The sequence below is a fragment of the Cupriavidus nantongensis genome, from assembly GCF_001598055.1.
In the GTDB taxonomy this organism is placed as follows: Bacteria; Pseudomonadota; Gammaproteobacteria; order Burkholderiales; family Burkholderiaceae; genus Cupriavidus; species Cupriavidus nantongensis.
The window spans coordinates 1,034,098-1,049,743 of sequence record NZ_CP014844.1 but is presented as its reverse complement, the minus strand read 5'-3'; the positions used below and the strand labels follow the sequence as shown (position 1 = coordinate 1,049,743).

The following is a 15,646-nucleotide window of genomic DNA, read 5'->3' as shown; positions in this document are numbered from 1 at the left end:
ATGCAACACGCGGATGGCGCGCTGCGTATCAAGAGCGGAACGTTTTCGTTTGCGCCGATCCCGCGGTGCGCCGTTCACAACAACAAGTTCCCTTTATTTTCAATGACTTATCCCGCCATGGCACATTCGTCGCAGATATGTCGGCGCGAACAGAAGCCCGGAACAAAGGGGAAGTCTGAAACGAGAGCGGCAAACATACTGGCACGCGTTCGCCGAGGATCAGTTTCAGGACGACCCCGCAACCCAGGGCGGGAATTGGACTGGCGCTGTAAGCGGGGGCCACGCGGCAGGAACTGGCCCGCATCGGCACCCGCCATGACATGGGGGTCGACAAGATAAGGCGGAGGTCATTCAGGCGCACGGGCCGTGAGCACAAGCAAGCGGTCCGTGCCACCTGAATCCCGCGGCAAGCCGGCATGCCGGTGTGCCCGGACAAGAACGGGGTGGAACAACAGAAATTGGGGAGCGCGCCGCGCCGCATCGCCACGATGCGCCGGCGCAAGCCTTAGAGCCAACGGAACGAGCGGCCGGCCGTGCCGGCCGCCAGTTCCGCAAAAAACAAGAATCCGGGGAAATCTCATGAGCGCGTACGCCAACCGCCCGCTGCTGTACCTGTCGCAGCACCATGACGCCACACTGTGCCGGCTGTTCGCCCAGCGCGGCTGGAAAATCATCTTCGCGTCGAACCTGCAGGACCTGCAGGCCCTGCCGCAAAGCAACCAGCCGCTGGCCGCGCTGCTGGACCTGCAAGGCGCTTTCAGCGATGTCGAACTGGAAGCCTTCGAGCCCTGGCTGGCGCAGCGGCATATCGGCTGGATCGGCATCGTCGCCGGCCAGCATGCACTGAGCGAGACCGCGCGCCGCCTGCTCGGCCTGTATTTCGTCGACTACCACACCGCCCCGCTCGATCACTCGCGCCTGGCGGAAGCCCTCGGCCACGCACTCGGCATGGCCCGCCTGCGTCCCGGCGCCCAGCATGAGGCCCCGCGCACGGCACGCCCTGACGGCATGATCGGCAGCTGCCCGGCGATGCAGTCGCTGTTCCGCGGCATCGAGAAGGTATCGCGCTGGGACACGCCGGTGCTGATCTCGGGCGAGTCCGGCACCGGCAAGGAACTCGCCGCGCAGGCCATCCACCGCGCCTCGGCGCGGGCCTCGCGCCCGTTCATCGCGGTCAACTGCGCGGCGATCCCGCCCACGCTGCTGATGTCGGAACTGTTCGGCTACGAGCGCGGCGCCTTCACCGGCGCCACCAAGCGCAAGCCCGGCCGTATCGAGATGGCGCAGGGCGGCACGCTGTTTCTCGATGAAATCGGCGACATGCCGATCGAAAGCCAGACCAGCCTGCTGCGCTTTCTGGAGACCGGGCGCATCGAGCGGCTCGGCGGCACCGAATCGGTCGAGGTCGATGTGCGCATCATCTCCGCCACCCACGTCGACCTGGAAGCCGCGATCGCGGCCGAGCGTTTCCGCGGCGACCTGTACCATCGGCTGTGCGTGCTGCGCGTGCGCCAGCCCCCGCTGCGCGAGCGCGGCAGCGACATCCTGCTGATCGCCGAACACGTGCTCGAGACCGTGCGCAAGCAGTCGCCGGCGCGCATCCGCGGCTTCTCGCCGCTGGCGCTGCGCGCGATCCAGCTGCACACCTGGCCCGGCAATGTGCGCGAGCTGATCAACCGCATCCGCCACGCCGCGGCGATGTGCGAAGACGGCGTGATCCAGCCCGAAGATCTGGAGCTGGCCACACCCGCCGACGACCGCCCGCTGACGCTGGCCGCGATCCGCGAGGCCGCCGAACAGAACGCCATCGTCGAAGCGCTGCAGCGGCACCACGAACGGCTGATCGACGTGGCCGCCGAACTCGGGATCTCGCGGGTGACGCTGTTCCGGCTGATGCGCGACTACAAGCTGCAGGTGAAGAAGGGAGACCTGGGGTTGATCTGCGTGCAGGGCTAGCATCGATTTATCCCACCGAAGGATCGCCCCATGTCCCCTGACGCCTACCTCGAGATGGCCGACACCGAGGCCAGCCACTGGTGGTTCCGTGGCCGGCGCGAGATCGTCGCCACCATCCTCTCCGGCCTGGCCTTGCCGCGCCACGCGGCTATCCTCGAGATCGGCGCAGGCACCGGCGGCAACCTGGCGATGCTGTCGCAGTTCGGCAGGGTCAGCGCGGTGGAAATGGACGACACCGCGCTGCGCCTGGCACGAGAAAAAGCCGGCGACACCTGCGACCTGCGCCACGGCAAGTGCCCCGACCAGATGCCGTTCGCCGAGCGCAGCTTCGACCTGGTCTGCCTGCTCGACTGCCTCGAACATATCGCCGACGATGCCGGCTCGCTCGACTGCGCGGCCAGGCTGATGAAGGCGGGCGGCGCGGTCTTCATTACCGTGCCCGCCTACCAGTGGCTATGGAGCGCGCACGACGTCTTCCTGCATCACCAGCGCCGCTACAGCAAGCGCGCGCTGCACGCGCTGGCCAGCCGTTGCGGGCTGCACGTGGAGCGGATGTCGTATTTCAACACGATGCTGTTCCCGCTGGCCGTCGCCGCGCGCATGGGCGACCGGCTGCGTGGCAGCTGCCACGCGACCGGCGCCGGCCTGCCGGCCGCGCCGGTCAACCACGTGCTGCACCGCGTATTCCGCACCGAGCGCCACTGGCTCGCGCACGGGTCGCTGCCATTCGGCATTTCGCTGATGGCCGTGCTGCGCGCATCGTGAACGCCGGCGGCACCGCGCCGGGACTGCGCCAATTCACGCGGTTCCTGTTTTCCGGCGCCACCTCGACCGGCGTGCATGTCGCCATCACGGCCACGCTGATCAACGCGCTCGATGCTTCGCCCGTGGTGGCCAACTGCGTCGCCTTCGTCTGCGCGACGGCGTGCTCGTACCTGCTCAACACCTTGTGGAGTTTTTCTTCACGCTTGCGCCACCGCACCCTGCGACGCTTTGCGGGCGTCTCGCTGCTGGGCCTGGCGTTGACCGTGGGTATCTCTTGGACCGCGCAACGGCTCGGCGCCAGCTATTGGGCGGGGCTGGCGGGTGTGGTGCTGACCGTGCCGGTGTTCACCTACCTGCTGCACCGGGTCTGGACCTACCGCGATTGATTCGCGGCAGGGTCTCGGCGGCGGTGGCATTGAGCTTCAGCGGCCGTTACTGACTTGCCCGCGATCGATGCGGATCACGCGCCGTGCCGACGTCATGCTCCGGCTTTGCCCCGTCTCCTGGTAGCGGCGCCGCACCAGGTAGATCGGCCGGCCCTTGGCCTCGTCGTAGATGCGGCCGACATACTCGCCCACCACCCCCAGGCCGATCAGCTGGATGCCGCCGAGAAACAGCAGCGCCGACAGCAGCGACGCATAGCCCGGCACATCGATGCCCAGCACCAGCGTGCGCGCCACGATAAAGGCACCGTAGCCGAATGCTCCCAGGGCGATCGCCACGCCGATATAGGTCCAGCTGCGCAGCGGCATGGTGCTGAAGCTGGTGATGCCCTCGAGCGCGAAGTTCCACAGGCGCCAGCCGGAGAACTTGGAATGCCCGGCGCTGCGGGGCTCGCGCTCATAGGGCACGATCACGGTGCGGTAGCCGACCCAGGCGAACAGGCCTTTCATGAAGCGGCGGCGCTCCGGCATCTGCTTGAGGGCGTTGACCACGACCCGGTCCATCAGTCGGAAATCCCCTACATTCACCGGCAGCTTCTGGTCCGACAGCCGGTTATGGACGCGGTAGTAGGCACCTGCCGTCACGCGCTTGAGCCATGAATCGCAGGCGCGACTGCTGCGCTGCGCCAGCACCACCTCGGCGCCTTCGCGCCAGCGCCTGACCAGTTCGGGGATCAGCGCGGGCGGATCCTGCAGGTCGGCGTCGATGGGAATCACCGCATCGCCCAGGGCCTCGTCAAGGCCCGCGGTCAGGGCCGCCTCCTTGCCGAAGTTCCGCGTCAGGTCCACCACGCGCACGCGCGGGTCGCGGTGCGAATGGGCGATCAGTTGGTCCAGCGTGTCGTCGGTGCTGCCGTCGTTCACCAGCACGATCTCGAAGCGGAGGGCGTCGAGGGATTCGAGTACCGGCATCACGCTGGCGAAGAATTGGTCGATGCTCTCGGATTCGTTGTAGCAGGGCACTACAAGAGACAGCAGCCTGCTTTCGTATGGACCCGACATGATGTTCTCCCCGGACGGCGTGGCGCAGGTGGATGTCTTCGTGCCTGCGCTGTCCTGCGCTTGGTCTTGTTATCGACTTGGCTGCCGGGTGGCATTGCACGTTGTGTAATGCCCGTCCTGCCGAGCCCTGCTATCGGCGGCGTTGCATCCGGAAATGCAGCGGCGACGCATCGATGCATAGCTTCATTCTGGTCAGCCAACCAGCGATATACAAGCGCTGCCGACGTCCGCTGATCAACAGCACAAATCCGCCTTGCGCGAGCGTTTCCAGCTTGAATCACGACCCGATTCGAGTGCGGGCCCGCATGACCTTTAGGTTCACGCGGGTCTCGAGCGACGTCTGCCATGCCAGCGCCATCCGTGCGCGTTTCTCGCCTGAAACGCCGCGTGCGGGCCCGCCTTGGCCTGGCAAAGCCCGATGCGCCATGACGAAGCCACTTCTTTTCGTGGTCAGCTCGGCCAAAGGCACAGTGTGCAGCGCGATCCGGCTCATCCTTTCGGCACAGAAGCGGCGGCACATCGCCATCTCCGTTCACAGTCCGTCGTTCAACAAGAAATTAAGCACGATTCGAAGAGGAAACGATGGTCACGATCTATCGCCATCAAGCCGAACCGGCCCTGCGCGCCAACCTCAAAAACCACGGAGAACCAAGGCCTCTCCGCCAATGGCGCACTCCTTGCAACCAGGTAACGCGCCCGCGGGCCGCATTGGGGAAGTGCGCGCCGGACGGACGGGAACGGCCAATCATCGAAGCCATCGCGAGACACCATGAAAGCCAATATCACTTCGATCGGGGCAACTGGCACGGACACCCTGCTCCAGCAGTGCGCCAGGCAGCAGTGGTTCTGGCCCGCGCTCTACGGCCTCAGCGTGTTCTCGCTCATCTCATTCGCCGGCGCCCGCCTGCTGGTGGACGCGGATACGTTCTGGCACATCGCCGCCGGCAAATGGATGCTTGCCAACCTGGCAGTGCCATCCACCGATCCATTCTCCTTCTCGTTTCACGGTGCCAAGTGGGTCCCACATGAATGGCTGGCCGAAGTCATCCTTGCCGCCTCCCATGCCTGGCTCGGCTGGGCCGGGCCGGTGCTGGTCACCGCGCTGGCGACCGCCATCACGCTGACCGTACTGTTGCGGTTCCTGTTGCGCTATATCGAACCGCTGCACGGGTTCAGTGGAACCCTGCTCGCCTTCCTGACGCTGGCCCAGCACCTGGTCGCCCGCCCCCACGCAATGGCCTGGCCGCTGATGGTGATCTGGACCGCGCAGCTGGTGATGGCGCGCCAGCAAAACAGGCGGCCGAGCCTGTGGCTGCTGCTAGTCATGCTGGCGTGGGCCAACCTGCATGGCAGTTTCCTGCTCGGCATCGGCCTGGCAGCCGCCCTCGCCGCCGAAGCCGTCCTCACCGAAAGGCAACCGCTCCAGAGCGCAAAGGCGTGGACGCCCTTTCTCGCAGGGACCGTCGTCGCTGGTCTGCTGACACCGCACGGCGTGGATGGCCTGCTATTTCCGTTCCACGTCTCCGGCATGAGCTATACGCTCAGCGTGATCGGCGAATGGAAGGCACCTGACTTCCGGCTGGTGCAGCCGGTCGAGCTGTGGCTTGGCTTTGTGCTGTTCGGCGCGCTCTATTTCGGCTTCCGGCTCCCTGCGATGCGGATCGTGATGTGCTTCGGGCTGGTCCACCTGGCGCTGACCGCGGCACGCTATGCCGAACTGCTCGGGCTGCTTGCCCCGCTGTTGCTGATGCCGAGCGTCGGGCCCCAGTTGCGCGCGGCGATCCGTCCGGAGATCAAGCTGCGCCTCTCGGCACCGTTGCTTCGGATCGTGACCGCGTTGTGCCTGGCATTGTTCATGGTCAGTATCATCCTGCTTGCCAAAGGCATCGAACACGACCATCGGCGCATACAGCCGCGCGAGGCCGTCTCCGCGGCCATGGCGGCCGGCGGAGGCGGGCCGGTCTTCAACAGCTACAACTTCGGTGGCTACCTTATTTTCTCCGGCATTCCTCCGCTCATCGACGGCCGCGCCGACCTCTACGGCGACGACTTCGTGCGAAGGTATATGGCGGCCTATTCCGGCGATGCCAGCGTCCTGCAGGCCATGTTCGACCGATACCAGATCCGTTGGGCAGTTCTGGAACCCGGTAGTCCTGCGGCCAAGTGGCTCGATGGTCTGCCAGCGTGGCGCAAGGTCCATCAGGATGATGTCGCAGTCGCCTACGTCCGCGCACGTTAGGGCAGTCTTCAGCATGCTCCTGCGCGTATCCCGCTAGCTGGATACGCGGCCCCCGGTTCGGCACGGCCAAGGCCGCCATGGCCCACGCTGTCGCGTCATGCTTCGCCGTCCACAACAGGCAGCGTTGCCGGCGACCCGGCCGCGCTCGGAGCAGGCACTACGCATTCCGCGCGGCACTGCACCGCCCTCTGCATCTTGCAGGTCCCGCAGCTCTGCAGCGGAGCATCTGTGTTCAACTGCTTCCCCTTCGATTCCGCCTGTCCCCCTGCATTGGCTCACAGGCGCCTGCATGCATGTCCCGGGATTGCAGCCACGAACCGCCATCGCGCCTCGTGTTTCCAAGCTGAATCAAGCGGCCGCTCCGGGCTGTAGGCCTTGTCGCACAAGGATTCCGAAGACATGTCCGCGAAATTTGCCGGCCATCTCGCATCCCCTTTCCCATTCGCAACGTTTCGATCCGGAAACGCAGCCCCTTCAAAGAACGTCCTCATCCCTCAGTCTGGCCCGCAGCGGCGCGGGGCGTCAGGGTAGGCAGGAAGACTACGGCTTGTGATGCATGCCGCCCCTGCGCGCGACCGCCTTTTCATGCTTATGGATGAAGATGCCGACCCGCTCGCATCAGCCCTGCGCACACGAGCACGTTGGGCGATCGCGGGCGTCCGTGGCGGGGCTTCGAATGGTTTGCCAGTGTCGCGTTTCCGCCCAGCAACGAAGCCTTGCCGGAATGCCGCCTGCGGGCCCGCCGAACCCGCGGCGGCCGCGTAGCGCTACCCGCAAACCCTTGTGTCACAACGGTTTGCGCTGCCCTGGCCCGCCGTTTGCCTATGCCAGGCATCCGGCAGCGCAGTCCTGGCTGCCGCGATGCCGGCGCAACGATCGCCGGCATCGAACCAAGAACGATACGGGGAGCTTCACCATGCCAGTCGTGCGCCCACCTGCGATGTCACACCGGAAGACCGGCCACGCTGCTGCCGCCAGAGGCACCGGCAGCGCGCCATTCCGTTGTATGGCTCGCTCGGGCCACGTACAGCGCGCCGCGCGTTGCATGCATGCGTCGGCGCTACGCCGGCTGCAGTCACGCAACCCGCGCATCGAGCACGGCGGTCCCGGCCGGTGGCCGTTCCATGCCTGCACAATCTGCGCCCGCCCTGCTGCCGGGTTTCCAGGCGCTGATATCCGGTGCCATCCAGAGCCCTATCGCAGTTCCGTAGTCCTGCAGTGCTTGTTCCCAACCAAAGGAGTCTGTCATGCAAAACCTGACCACCATGCTGAAGCAATTCATCCGTGACGAAGACGGCGTGACCGCCATCGAATACGGCCTGATTGCAGCGCTTATCGCCGTCGTGATCATCGTTTCGGTCCGTCTGATCGGCACGAACCTGAACATCATCTTCGACTTCATCGGCGACACCCTCACCAACGCTCTGCCGGCCTGATAGCTGGCGAGCCCGCATGGCTGCCCGGCTCCGGGCGGTCATGCGGCACGCAGGCCAACCCACACATACAACGGAGACGCCAAATGTCGACGCTTATCGCCAGAGCACCAGCCTTTCTGCGCGACGACCACGGTGTCACGTCCATTGAATATGCGTTGCTCGGCAGCCTGATCGCCATGGCCATTGTCGGCACCGTGGTGACGCTCGGCGAAACCGTGCAAGGCATGTACGAGCGCATCGCCGGCAAGATGCCCTGAGAGAACCGCATCCGGATCCGCGTCCAGCCGGCTCATACCTGACGACAACCCAGCTCCAGCGCCCATCACCATGCAAGCCGCCACCGCCCTCGCGCCCTTCATCGGCCCCGCCACGATCGGCATCGTGCTCACTGCCGCGGCGATCGACCTGAACCGGCGGCGCATTCCCAACTGGCTGACCTTCGGCGCGTGGATCGCCGCGCTGCCCGTGATGGTAGCCATGCATGGACTGAGTGCCGGCGCACTGGCCTGGCTGTCGGGCTGGATGGTGGGCCTGGTACTGTTCCTGCCCTTCTACATGCTGCGCGGCATGGCCGCCGGCGACGTCAAGCTGATGGCTGCCGTGGGCGCCTGGCTGGGCGCCGGCATGGCACTGAAGATCGCGCTGGCCACTTTCGTGATCGGCGGGCTGTGGGCGCTGATCCAGGTGTTTGCGACCGGACAAGGGCGCACCACGCTCGCCCGCGTGGGACACATGCTGAAAGCCTCGGTGGCGCCTGGCTCCCGGTCCACACCACCACAGGCCGGCGCGTCCGCCGGCTCCATGCCCTACGGCGTGGCGATCGCCGCGGGAACGCTCACCGTGCTCTTCGCAGGCACATGACATAAGCGAGGCGGCGCACCGCAGCAGCAGCGCCTTCCGCAAAAGAACGAACTGACAGGGAACGGGGGACGGCAATGAACGAGCATCACGACACAGGTCATGCACCAAGGCTCCTCGAGCCCGTGGCGACCGGCAGGAATGTGCGTGCCGAACATGGCACGATGCCGCTGCCGCCGTGGCACGTGCTGCCGCGCACGATTGCCGATACCGGGCTTGAGGTCGCGCAGTTGCTCGGGCTGCTGATGAAGGCCGCCTACCAGCACCGCACCGTCACGCTCGCGGTACTGACCGACACGCTCAAGCTGCCGGCACTGGTGGTCAATGAAATCGCCGCCGTCGCCGTGCGCGAGCGCCTGCTGGAAGTCGCGCACCGTGGCGCCAGCGATCTGGACGTGCGCTTCCGCCTGACCGATGCCGGCTACGCACGCGCTGCCGAAGCCGCGGCGCGCTGCAGCTATGTCGGCACGGCGCCGGTCACGCTGGACGCCTACCTCGATGCCGTCAGGCATCACTCGGTCAGCCACGCGAGCGTGACCAAGGCGGACGTCACCGCGGCCTTCCATGACCTGGTGATTCCGGTCCATCTGCTGGATTCGATCGGCATGGCGCTGAACACTTGCCGCGCGCTGATGATCTACGGCCCGGCCGGCAGCGGCAAGACCTACCTGGCGCAACGGCTCGGTACGCTGCTGCCCGGCGCGGTGCCCGTGCCACACGCCATCACCGTGGGCGGCGAAATCATCCAGGTGTTCGACCCGCTTGTCCATGTTCCTTTCGACGACAGCGAGACGTCTCTGGCGCACCGCTCGCTGGATCGGCGCTGGACGCTGTGCCATCGCCCGGTGGTGCTTTCCGGCGGCGAGCTGACGCTGTCGATGCTGGATCTGCGCTATGACCGCACGTCGGGCTTCTACCAGGCGCCCCCCCACATGAAGGCCAACAACGGCATCTACATCGTCGATGACCTGGGCCGCCAGCTGGTCGGTGTCACCGATCTGCTCAACCGCTGGATCGTGCCTCTGGACCGGTCCGTCGACATGTTCACGCTGAACACGGGCGTGCGCTTCTCCGTGCCGTTCGATGTCTGGCCGGTGTTTTCGACCAATCTCGAGCCGACGGCGCTGGGCGACGATGCCTTCCTGCGCCGGCTGGGCAGCAAACTTTATGTGGGGCCGTTGTCGGTGGACGATTACCGCGAGGTGTATCACCGCACCATCGCCGAGTTCGGGCTGACCAGCACCGACGCGGTCTTCGACTTCCTGGTCGACAACCTGCACTACGCCAGCGATACGCCCTTGCTTGCCTGCATCCCGCGTGACCTGCTGCGCCTGGTGGATTCAGGCGTGCGGTACCACGGCCACGCCGCGCAGGTGACCGAGGCCGGCCTGCTGTCCGCCTGGCAGAGCTACTACGGGTTGCGCACCGCGGTCGCCCCGATGCCGCCTCCGGACACGACGCACCGATGGGCGGGCGATCACCGCGCCGCCAGCTGAACTGCACTACCAAATACTCGGGACAACTGTAGGGGAGAGTCATCATGAAGAACACACGCGCAATCCTGATGCTGCTGATCGCCCTGGTCGCCGGCGTGGCGGCAGTGGTATCGGCGTCGCGATGGCTGGTCCAGCAGTCCTCCGGCTCGGTCAAACAGGTGGTGGTGGCGGCCAACGACCTCAATCTGGGCCAGCCGCTCAACGGCGCCCAGCTGCGCATGGTCAGCTGGCCGGCGGGCAGCGTGCCGCCCGGCGCCTTCACTGACCTGAAGGCGCTGGAAGGACGCGTGGTCCGCACCAGCCTGCAACGCGGCGAACCCGTTCTCGACGCCAAGCTGGCACCGGTCGGCACCAAGGGCGGGCTGTCGGCGGTGATCAACGATGGCAAGCGCGCCATCACGGTTCGCGTCAACGATGTAGTCGGCGTGGCCGGCTTCGCGCTGCCGGGCAACTACGTCGACGTGATCGTCAACACCAACGAAGAAGCGAAGACCAACCAGAACAGCAGCATCTCGAAGATCGTGCTCGAGAAGATCCTGGTGCTGGCGGTCGCGCAGCAGGTCAGCCGCGACGAGACCCAGCCCAAGGTAGTCAACGCCGTGACGCTGGAAGTCACGCCCGAGCAGGCCGAGAAGCTCGACGTGGCGCGCAGCGTGGGCACGCTCTCGCTGGTGCTGCGCAACCAGCTGGACGTGGCCGACATCAGCACCGGCGGCGCCACCAAGGGCACGCTGCTGGGCAAGGCACCGGAGGCGCCGGCCAAGGTCGTGACCAAGACCGAGACCCGCACCGTGGTCAAGACGCGCACGGTGGCGGCAGCCCCCGCGCGCGGCACCTGCATCGGCGTGCTGGCAGGCATGCAGGGCGGCGTCGAGTGCTTCTGAACGCCGGCACCATGGCATCCGAGAAATCCTGAGCTGCAACCCAGCCTCTCCGGGGGGAGATTCAAAATGAACCAGACACGAACCGACGCCGCAGGCGGCACCCGCATCCTGGTGCTGGCCGCCATCCTGTGCACGCCCGTGGCCGCCGCGGCCCAGGCGGCCGTCGAGGCCGGCAACCTGACCAAGGCCACCGCACCGGCCGCCGCCAGGGCGCCGCAGGGCCCGATGCAGATGACCATCAGCATGACGCCCGGCGCCGCCGCGCCGGCCGCGCAGGCCCCGGCCGCGACTTCGGCGGAGGCGCGCGGCCCCAACTGCACCGGCGCCATCCGCAGTGAATCGAGCGTGGTGGTTCCGGTGGGCAAGTCGCAGCTGATCACGCTGCAGGAGCCGGTACGCAACCGCACGCTGGGCAACCCGGGCGTGGTGCAGGCCACCATGGTGTCGCCGCAGACGCTCTATGTGCTGGGCCGCACCGTGGGCACCACCAACATGATCGTGCAGGGCCGCAGCGGCAGCTGCAGCATCATCAACGTGGTGGTCAACGCCGATGCCGGCGGGCTGCAGACCTCGCTCGGCCAGTTGCTGCCGGGCGAGCCCGGCATCCGCGTGACCACCGCTGCCGACAACCTCGTGCTGACCGGCAGTGTCACCAACGCGCAAGCCGCGCAGCAGGCCATGGAGATCGCGCAGGCCTACGCCAACGCGGCGCAGGGCGGCGACGGCAACAAGAAGGGCAGCGTGCTGAACATGCTGTCGGTCGACACGCCGCAGCAGGTGATGCTGGAAGTGAAGGTGGCCGAGGTCTCCAAGACGCTGCTGAACCAGCTCGGTTCCGCGGTGAATCTGCAAGGCGGTTTCGGCTCCTGGAGCGGTGGGCTCGTGACTTCGCTGCTGACCGGGGCGTCCACGGCCATCTTCGGCAGCAAGGCCAACAATCGGCCGTTCGAGTTCGCCATCGACGCGCAGAAGAACGACAGCCTGGTCAAGATACTGGCAGAGCCAAACCTCGTCACCATCAGCGGCCAGGAAGCAAGCTTCCTGGCGGGCGGCAAGATCTATATCCCGGTGGCGCAGGCCAACGTGCTGAACGGGGCCGGCACCGTCACGCTGCAGGAAGAAGAGTTCGGCGTGGGCCTGAAGTTCACGCCCACGGTGCTGGCCAACGGACGCATCCACCTGAAGGTTGCGCCAGAAGTTTCCGAACTCTCGCCCACGGGCGCCACCATTCGCGGCGGCACGCTGTCCGGCCAGACCATCCTGCCGGTGATCACCACCCGCCGCGCCTCCACCACGGTGCAGATGCGCGATGGCGAAAGCTTCGCCATCGGCGGCCTGCTGACCGACAGCGCACGCGGCTCGCTCAAGGCGCTGCCGGGTGCCGGCGAAGTGCCGGTGCTGGGCACGCTGTTCCGCAGCACGCAATACCAGCAGGACCTGTCCGAGCTGGTGTTCATCATCACGCCGCGCCTGGTCAAGCCGATGCAGACCAGCAACTACCCGCTGCCGACCGACAGCTTCTCCACGCCCAACCCGCTGTCGCTGTACTTCATGGGCAATATGGAAGGCGACGGCAAGCGTCCGACCCAACCCGCGCCGGCGCCGTCGCAGCCCGCCGCGCCGGCCGCAGTGCCCGCCGCACCGCCGGCAGCACCGCGCAGCGAAGGCGCGCCGGCCACCGCGGTCTCGGCCGTGCCCACCGGCAGGCCGCTGGACGAGGCGGCGCCGGCCACAGCGCAGCCTGCTGCGGCCGCCAGCCCGCGCCCGTCCCTGCCCGCACCGACGCCCCACGCGCGCAGCAGTGCGGCGGCGCCGGCACCAGCTGAAGACACCGCCGCGCGCATTGCCCGCATCGAGGCTACCGCTGCCCGGCTAGCGCAGGCCAGGGCCGCGGCCAGCGCCAGCCGCACCGCATCGGGCGGCAACTGACCCCGCGTCAATCGCAGAACCGGAGAACGACCATGAACGAGATCCTGAAGCTTACGCGCGGCGCCACCGTCGTGGCGCTGGGCGGCCTGGCCTGCCTGGGCTTGTCGGGCTGCATGACGACTACGCCCGTATGGGACGGCCAGCGCGGCGTGGCGCTGGCCACCGTCACGCAGATGCAGATCATCAATCCCGACGCGCCGGCGGGCCTGCCGACCGTCACCGGTACCGACGGCAAGACCGCCGTGGCTGCGATGAAGAACTTCGACCGTTCCCTGTCGAAAGGCCAGCAAGGCGGGACGCCATCGATGACCATCGATTTCGGCGCCGGCGGCTATGGCGGCGTGGGCATGGGTGGCGGCGGCCGCTGAGCACCGGAACCGCGGGAGGCGATCATGTCTGCATCGGGCTTCGCACGACCCACGCTGACGCGCCGCAGGCGCCAGCGTGGCGCAGTGGCCATCATCGTGGGGCTGTCATTGGCCGTGCTGATCGGCTTTGTCGGACTGGCGCTCGACCTGGGCAAGCTTTATGTGACCAAGAGCGAGCTGCAGAACAGCGTCGATGCCTGCGCGCTGGCGGCCGCGCGCGATGTAACGGGGGCCACGCCCCTGCTCGTGTCCGAGGCCGCCGGCCTGACCACTGGCACCAGCAACGCCGCCCTGTTCCAGGGCAAGGCCGTGGAAATGTTCGAGAACCTCAACGTCTCGTACAGCGATACTCCTGACAACACCTTCTATACCAAGGACAAGGTTCCCTACGCGCTCGACAAGATCAAGTACGTCAAATGCACGGCCGAGCGCACGGGCATTGCGCACTGGTTCATCCAGGTCCTCAATGCGCTGCCAGGGATGAATATCCAGCCCAGCACCGTCAACGCCATGGCGGTCGCCACCACCACCAGCGCACAGACCGCCTGTGCCATTCCGGTCTACGTCTGCACGCCGCAAACGGCGAACCCGGTCAGGACCGCATACAACCGCGGCGACTGGATCAGATCGAAGGACGAGAAGGATCCATACGGTCCCGGCAGCTTTGGCTGGGCCGACCTGTCGCCCCCCGGAGGCGGTGCCTCCGAGCTGGCGGATCTGCTTGCAGGCTCCGGACAGTGCGATATGCCGGTGGTGGGGTCCAAGGTCGGACAGCCGGGCAGCATCTCGTCACTGATACCCGCATGGAATACCCGCTTCGGGCTCTATGCCGGATCTTACAAGGGACCGGAGCATGGTGCCCCCGACTTCACTGGCTATGCCTACAGCGTCAATTCATGGAACCCGCCCAACGGCGGCAACGCCTATCCGGATTTCATCCAGAAGCGCGCCGCCAACGAGCCGTACCAGACCGATGCCAACGCCGGACTGGTCACCAAGGGCACGCCGTCGACCAGGCAGGTCCACCAGGCTGGCGCCGACCGCAGGCTGGTACAGGTGCCGGTAGTGGACTGCAACGAGCTGGCCTCGTCCAAGCAGGCCACAGTGGCCTCCTGGGCCTGCATGCTGCTGGTGCAGCCGATGCAGGAACCCAGCGCAAAGGACGTGACCTACATCGAGTATCTCGGCGATTCGAAGGACCCGACCAGCCCTTGCGCGACCCAGGGTGTGCCCGGTTCCAGCACGGGCAATGGCCCGCGCGTGCCGGTGCTGGTGCAATAGGAGCCGATCATGAAGCGATGCTCGCAACGCAGGTGCAAGCGACGCGGCGCGGTCGCCGTGGAGTTCGCGCTGGTGCTGGTGCCCTTGCTGATGCTGGTGACCGGCGTGGCCGAGTTCGGGCGCGCCATCTACCAGTACAACGCCCTGGCCAAGGCCACGCGCGACGCGGCGCGCTTCCTGTCGCAATACGCGCCCAGCGAGCCGAATTACCCGGTGGAGCAGGCGAAATGTGTCGCCGTGTATGGCAAGACCACTTGCGGGGGCACGGTACTGGTGAAAGGCCTCAGCACGTCCATGGTGGTGGTCTGCGACCGCGTCGACTCCACCGGTTGCGCCGGCAAGCAGTTTGCCAACGTTGCGATCTACGAAGGCGGGGGCAGCTCCGGCACGCCGGCGGGAACCATTAATCTGGTGGAAGTGAAGATCTCGGGCTTCACCTACTCGCCCATGCAGAGCTATCTCAATGTGGGGGCGCTGGCGTTCTCCGATATCGCAACGGTAATGAGGCAGGTGCTATGAACCCGATCCGCCCACCCCGCTTGCGTTCGCGCCAGGGCGGCGCAGCCGCGATCGAATTCGCCCTGGTCGCAAGCATCTTCTTCATGCTGCTGATCGGCATCGCCGAGTTTTCGCGCGTGCTGTTCTACTGGAACACCGCCGGCGAAGCCACACGGCTGGGTGCGCGCATCGCGGTGGTGTGCGACGTAACCGACACCGCCATCAAGGACCGGATGACGCACCTGATGCCCTTGCTGAAGTCCAGCAACATACAGGTCGCCTTCGAACCCAGCGGTTGCGACGCTGACGACGATTCGGCGCGCAATACCTGCCGCTCGGTCACTGTCAGCGTAACCGACGTCACAGTCAAGACCTTTATTCCGGTGGTGCCGATCACGGTGTCGCTGCCTCCGTTCTCGACCACGCTGCCACGGGAGAGCCTCGACTCCTCCACCGGCGGCAAGATCTGCAACTAGCGCGCATGAACCAGG

The 15,646-nt window shown here is 66.5% G+C and carries 15 protein-coding genes; 14 read left to right on the top strand and 1 reads right to left on the bottom strand.

All coding sequences use genetic code 11. The features are described 5' to 3' along the window. Positions 1–579 precede the first annotated feature (579 nt). From A2G96_RS04765 to A2G96_RS04755, 3 genes are read left to right on the top strand one after another with little or no spacing between them, the layout of a single operon-like run. A complete protein-coding gene (locus A2G96_RS04765; protein WP_062797247.1) occupies positions 580–1,956 on the top strand; it encodes a sigma-54 dependent transcriptional regulator in 1,377 nt (458 codons plus the stop codon). A 30-nt stretch (positions 1,957–1,986) separates the two neighbouring features. Further along, a complete protein-coding gene (locus A2G96_RS04760) occupies positions 1,987–2,721 on the top strand; it encodes a class I SAM-dependent methyltransferase (protein WP_062797245.1) in 735 nt (244 codons plus the stop codon). After that, positions 2,718–3,107: a GtrA family protein gene (locus A2G96_RS04755; protein WP_062797243.1), complete on the top strand. Its 390-nt coding sequence runs from the start codon at positions 2,718–2,720 to the stop codon at positions 3,105–3,107. Before A2G96_RS04760 ends, A2G96_RS04755 begins: the two co-directional genes overlap by 4 nt. A 36-nt stretch (positions 3,108–3,143) precedes the next feature. Here A2G96_RS04755 and A2G96_RS04750 read toward each other — a convergent pair whose 3' ends face one another. Next, on the bottom strand, positions 3,144–4,166 hold the full coding sequence (locus A2G96_RS04750) for a glycosyltransferase family 2 protein (RefSeq protein WP_062797240.1): 1,023 nt from the start codon (positions 4,164–4,166) through the stop codon (positions 3,144–3,146). A gap of 769 nt (positions 4,167–4,935) precedes the next feature. On the opposite strand from A2G96_RS04750, the gene A2G96_RS04740 reads away from it, so the two are divergent. The 11 genes from A2G96_RS04740 to A2G96_RS04690 all read left to right on the top strand — a co-directional run bounded on the left by A2G96_RS04740 (position 4,936) and on the right by A2G96_RS04690 (position 15,631). Further along, on the top strand, positions 4,936–6,405 hold the full coding sequence (locus A2G96_RS04740) for a hypothetical protein (protein WP_062797234.1): 1,470 nt from the start codon (positions 4,936–4,938) through the stop codon (positions 6,403–6,405). A 1,247-nt stretch (positions 6,406–7,652) separates the two neighbouring features. Continuing rightward, complete coding sequence (locus tag A2G96_RS04735; RefSeq protein WP_062797232.1) at positions 7,653–7,841, top strand: Flp family type IVb pilin; 189 nt, start codon at positions 7,653–7,655, stop codon at positions 7,839–7,841. Between the two features lie 83 nt (positions 7,842–7,924). Next, positions 7,925–8,098 (top strand): Flp family type IVb pilin, encoded by a 174-nt coding sequence (locus A2G96_RS04730; RefSeq protein ID WP_062797230.1) that lies wholly within the window; start codon positions 7,925–7,927, stop codon positions 8,096–8,098. Positions 8,099–8,168: 70 nt separating this feature from the next. Next, positions 8,169–8,702 carry an A24 family peptidase gene (locus A2G96_RS04725; protein WP_062797228.1) on the top strand — a complete coding sequence of 178 codons (534 nt, stop codon included), beginning with the start codon at positions 8,169–8,171 and terminating at the stop codon, positions 8,700–8,702. Between the two features lie 74 nt (positions 8,703–8,776). Next, positions 8,777–10,195, top strand: a complete 1,419-nt coding sequence (locus tag A2G96_RS04720) for a P-loop NTPase family protein (RefSeq protein ID WP_062797226.1) — start codon at positions 8,777–8,779, stop codon at positions 10,193–10,195. A 44-nt stretch (positions 10,196–10,239) separates the two neighbouring features. Then, a complete protein-coding gene (gene cpaB, locus A2G96_RS04715) occupies positions 10,240–11,079 on the top strand; it encodes a Flp pilus assembly protein CpaB (protein WP_062797224.1) in 840 nt (279 codons plus the stop codon). Between the two features lie 66 nt (positions 11,080–11,145). After that, positions 11,146–13,008, top strand: a complete 1,863-nt coding sequence (locus A2G96_RS04710) for a type II and III secretion system protein family protein (protein WP_062797222.1) — start codon at positions 11,146–11,148, stop codon at positions 13,006–13,008. A 32-nt stretch (positions 13,009–13,040) separates the two neighbouring features. Next, complete coding sequence (locus tag A2G96_RS04705; RefSeq protein ID WP_062797219.1) at positions 13,041–13,376, top strand: hypothetical protein; 336 nt, start codon at positions 13,041–13,043, stop codon at positions 13,374–13,376. A gap of 24 nt (positions 13,377–13,400) precedes the next feature. Continuing rightward, positions 13,401–14,657, top strand: coding sequence for a pilus assembly protein TadG-related protein (locus tag A2G96_RS04700; RefSeq protein WP_062797217.1), 1,257 nt, complete (start codon positions 13,401–13,403; stop codon positions 14,655–14,657). A gap of 9 nt (positions 14,658–14,666) precedes the next feature. Beyond that, complete coding sequence (locus A2G96_RS04695; protein ID WP_062797215.1) at positions 14,667–15,176, top strand: TadE/TadG family type IV pilus assembly protein; 510 nt, start codon at positions 14,667–14,669, stop codon at positions 15,174–15,176. Beyond that, positions 15,173–15,631 carry a TadE/TadG family type IV pilus assembly protein gene (locus A2G96_RS04690; RefSeq protein WP_062797213.1) on the top strand — a complete coding sequence of 153 codons (459 nt, stop codon included), beginning with the start codon at positions 15,173–15,175 and terminating at the stop codon, positions 15,629–15,631. The genes A2G96_RS04695 and A2G96_RS04690 overlap by 4 nt, the downstream gene beginning before the upstream one ends. The last annotated feature ends 15 nt before the right edge of the window (positions 15,632–15,646 follow it).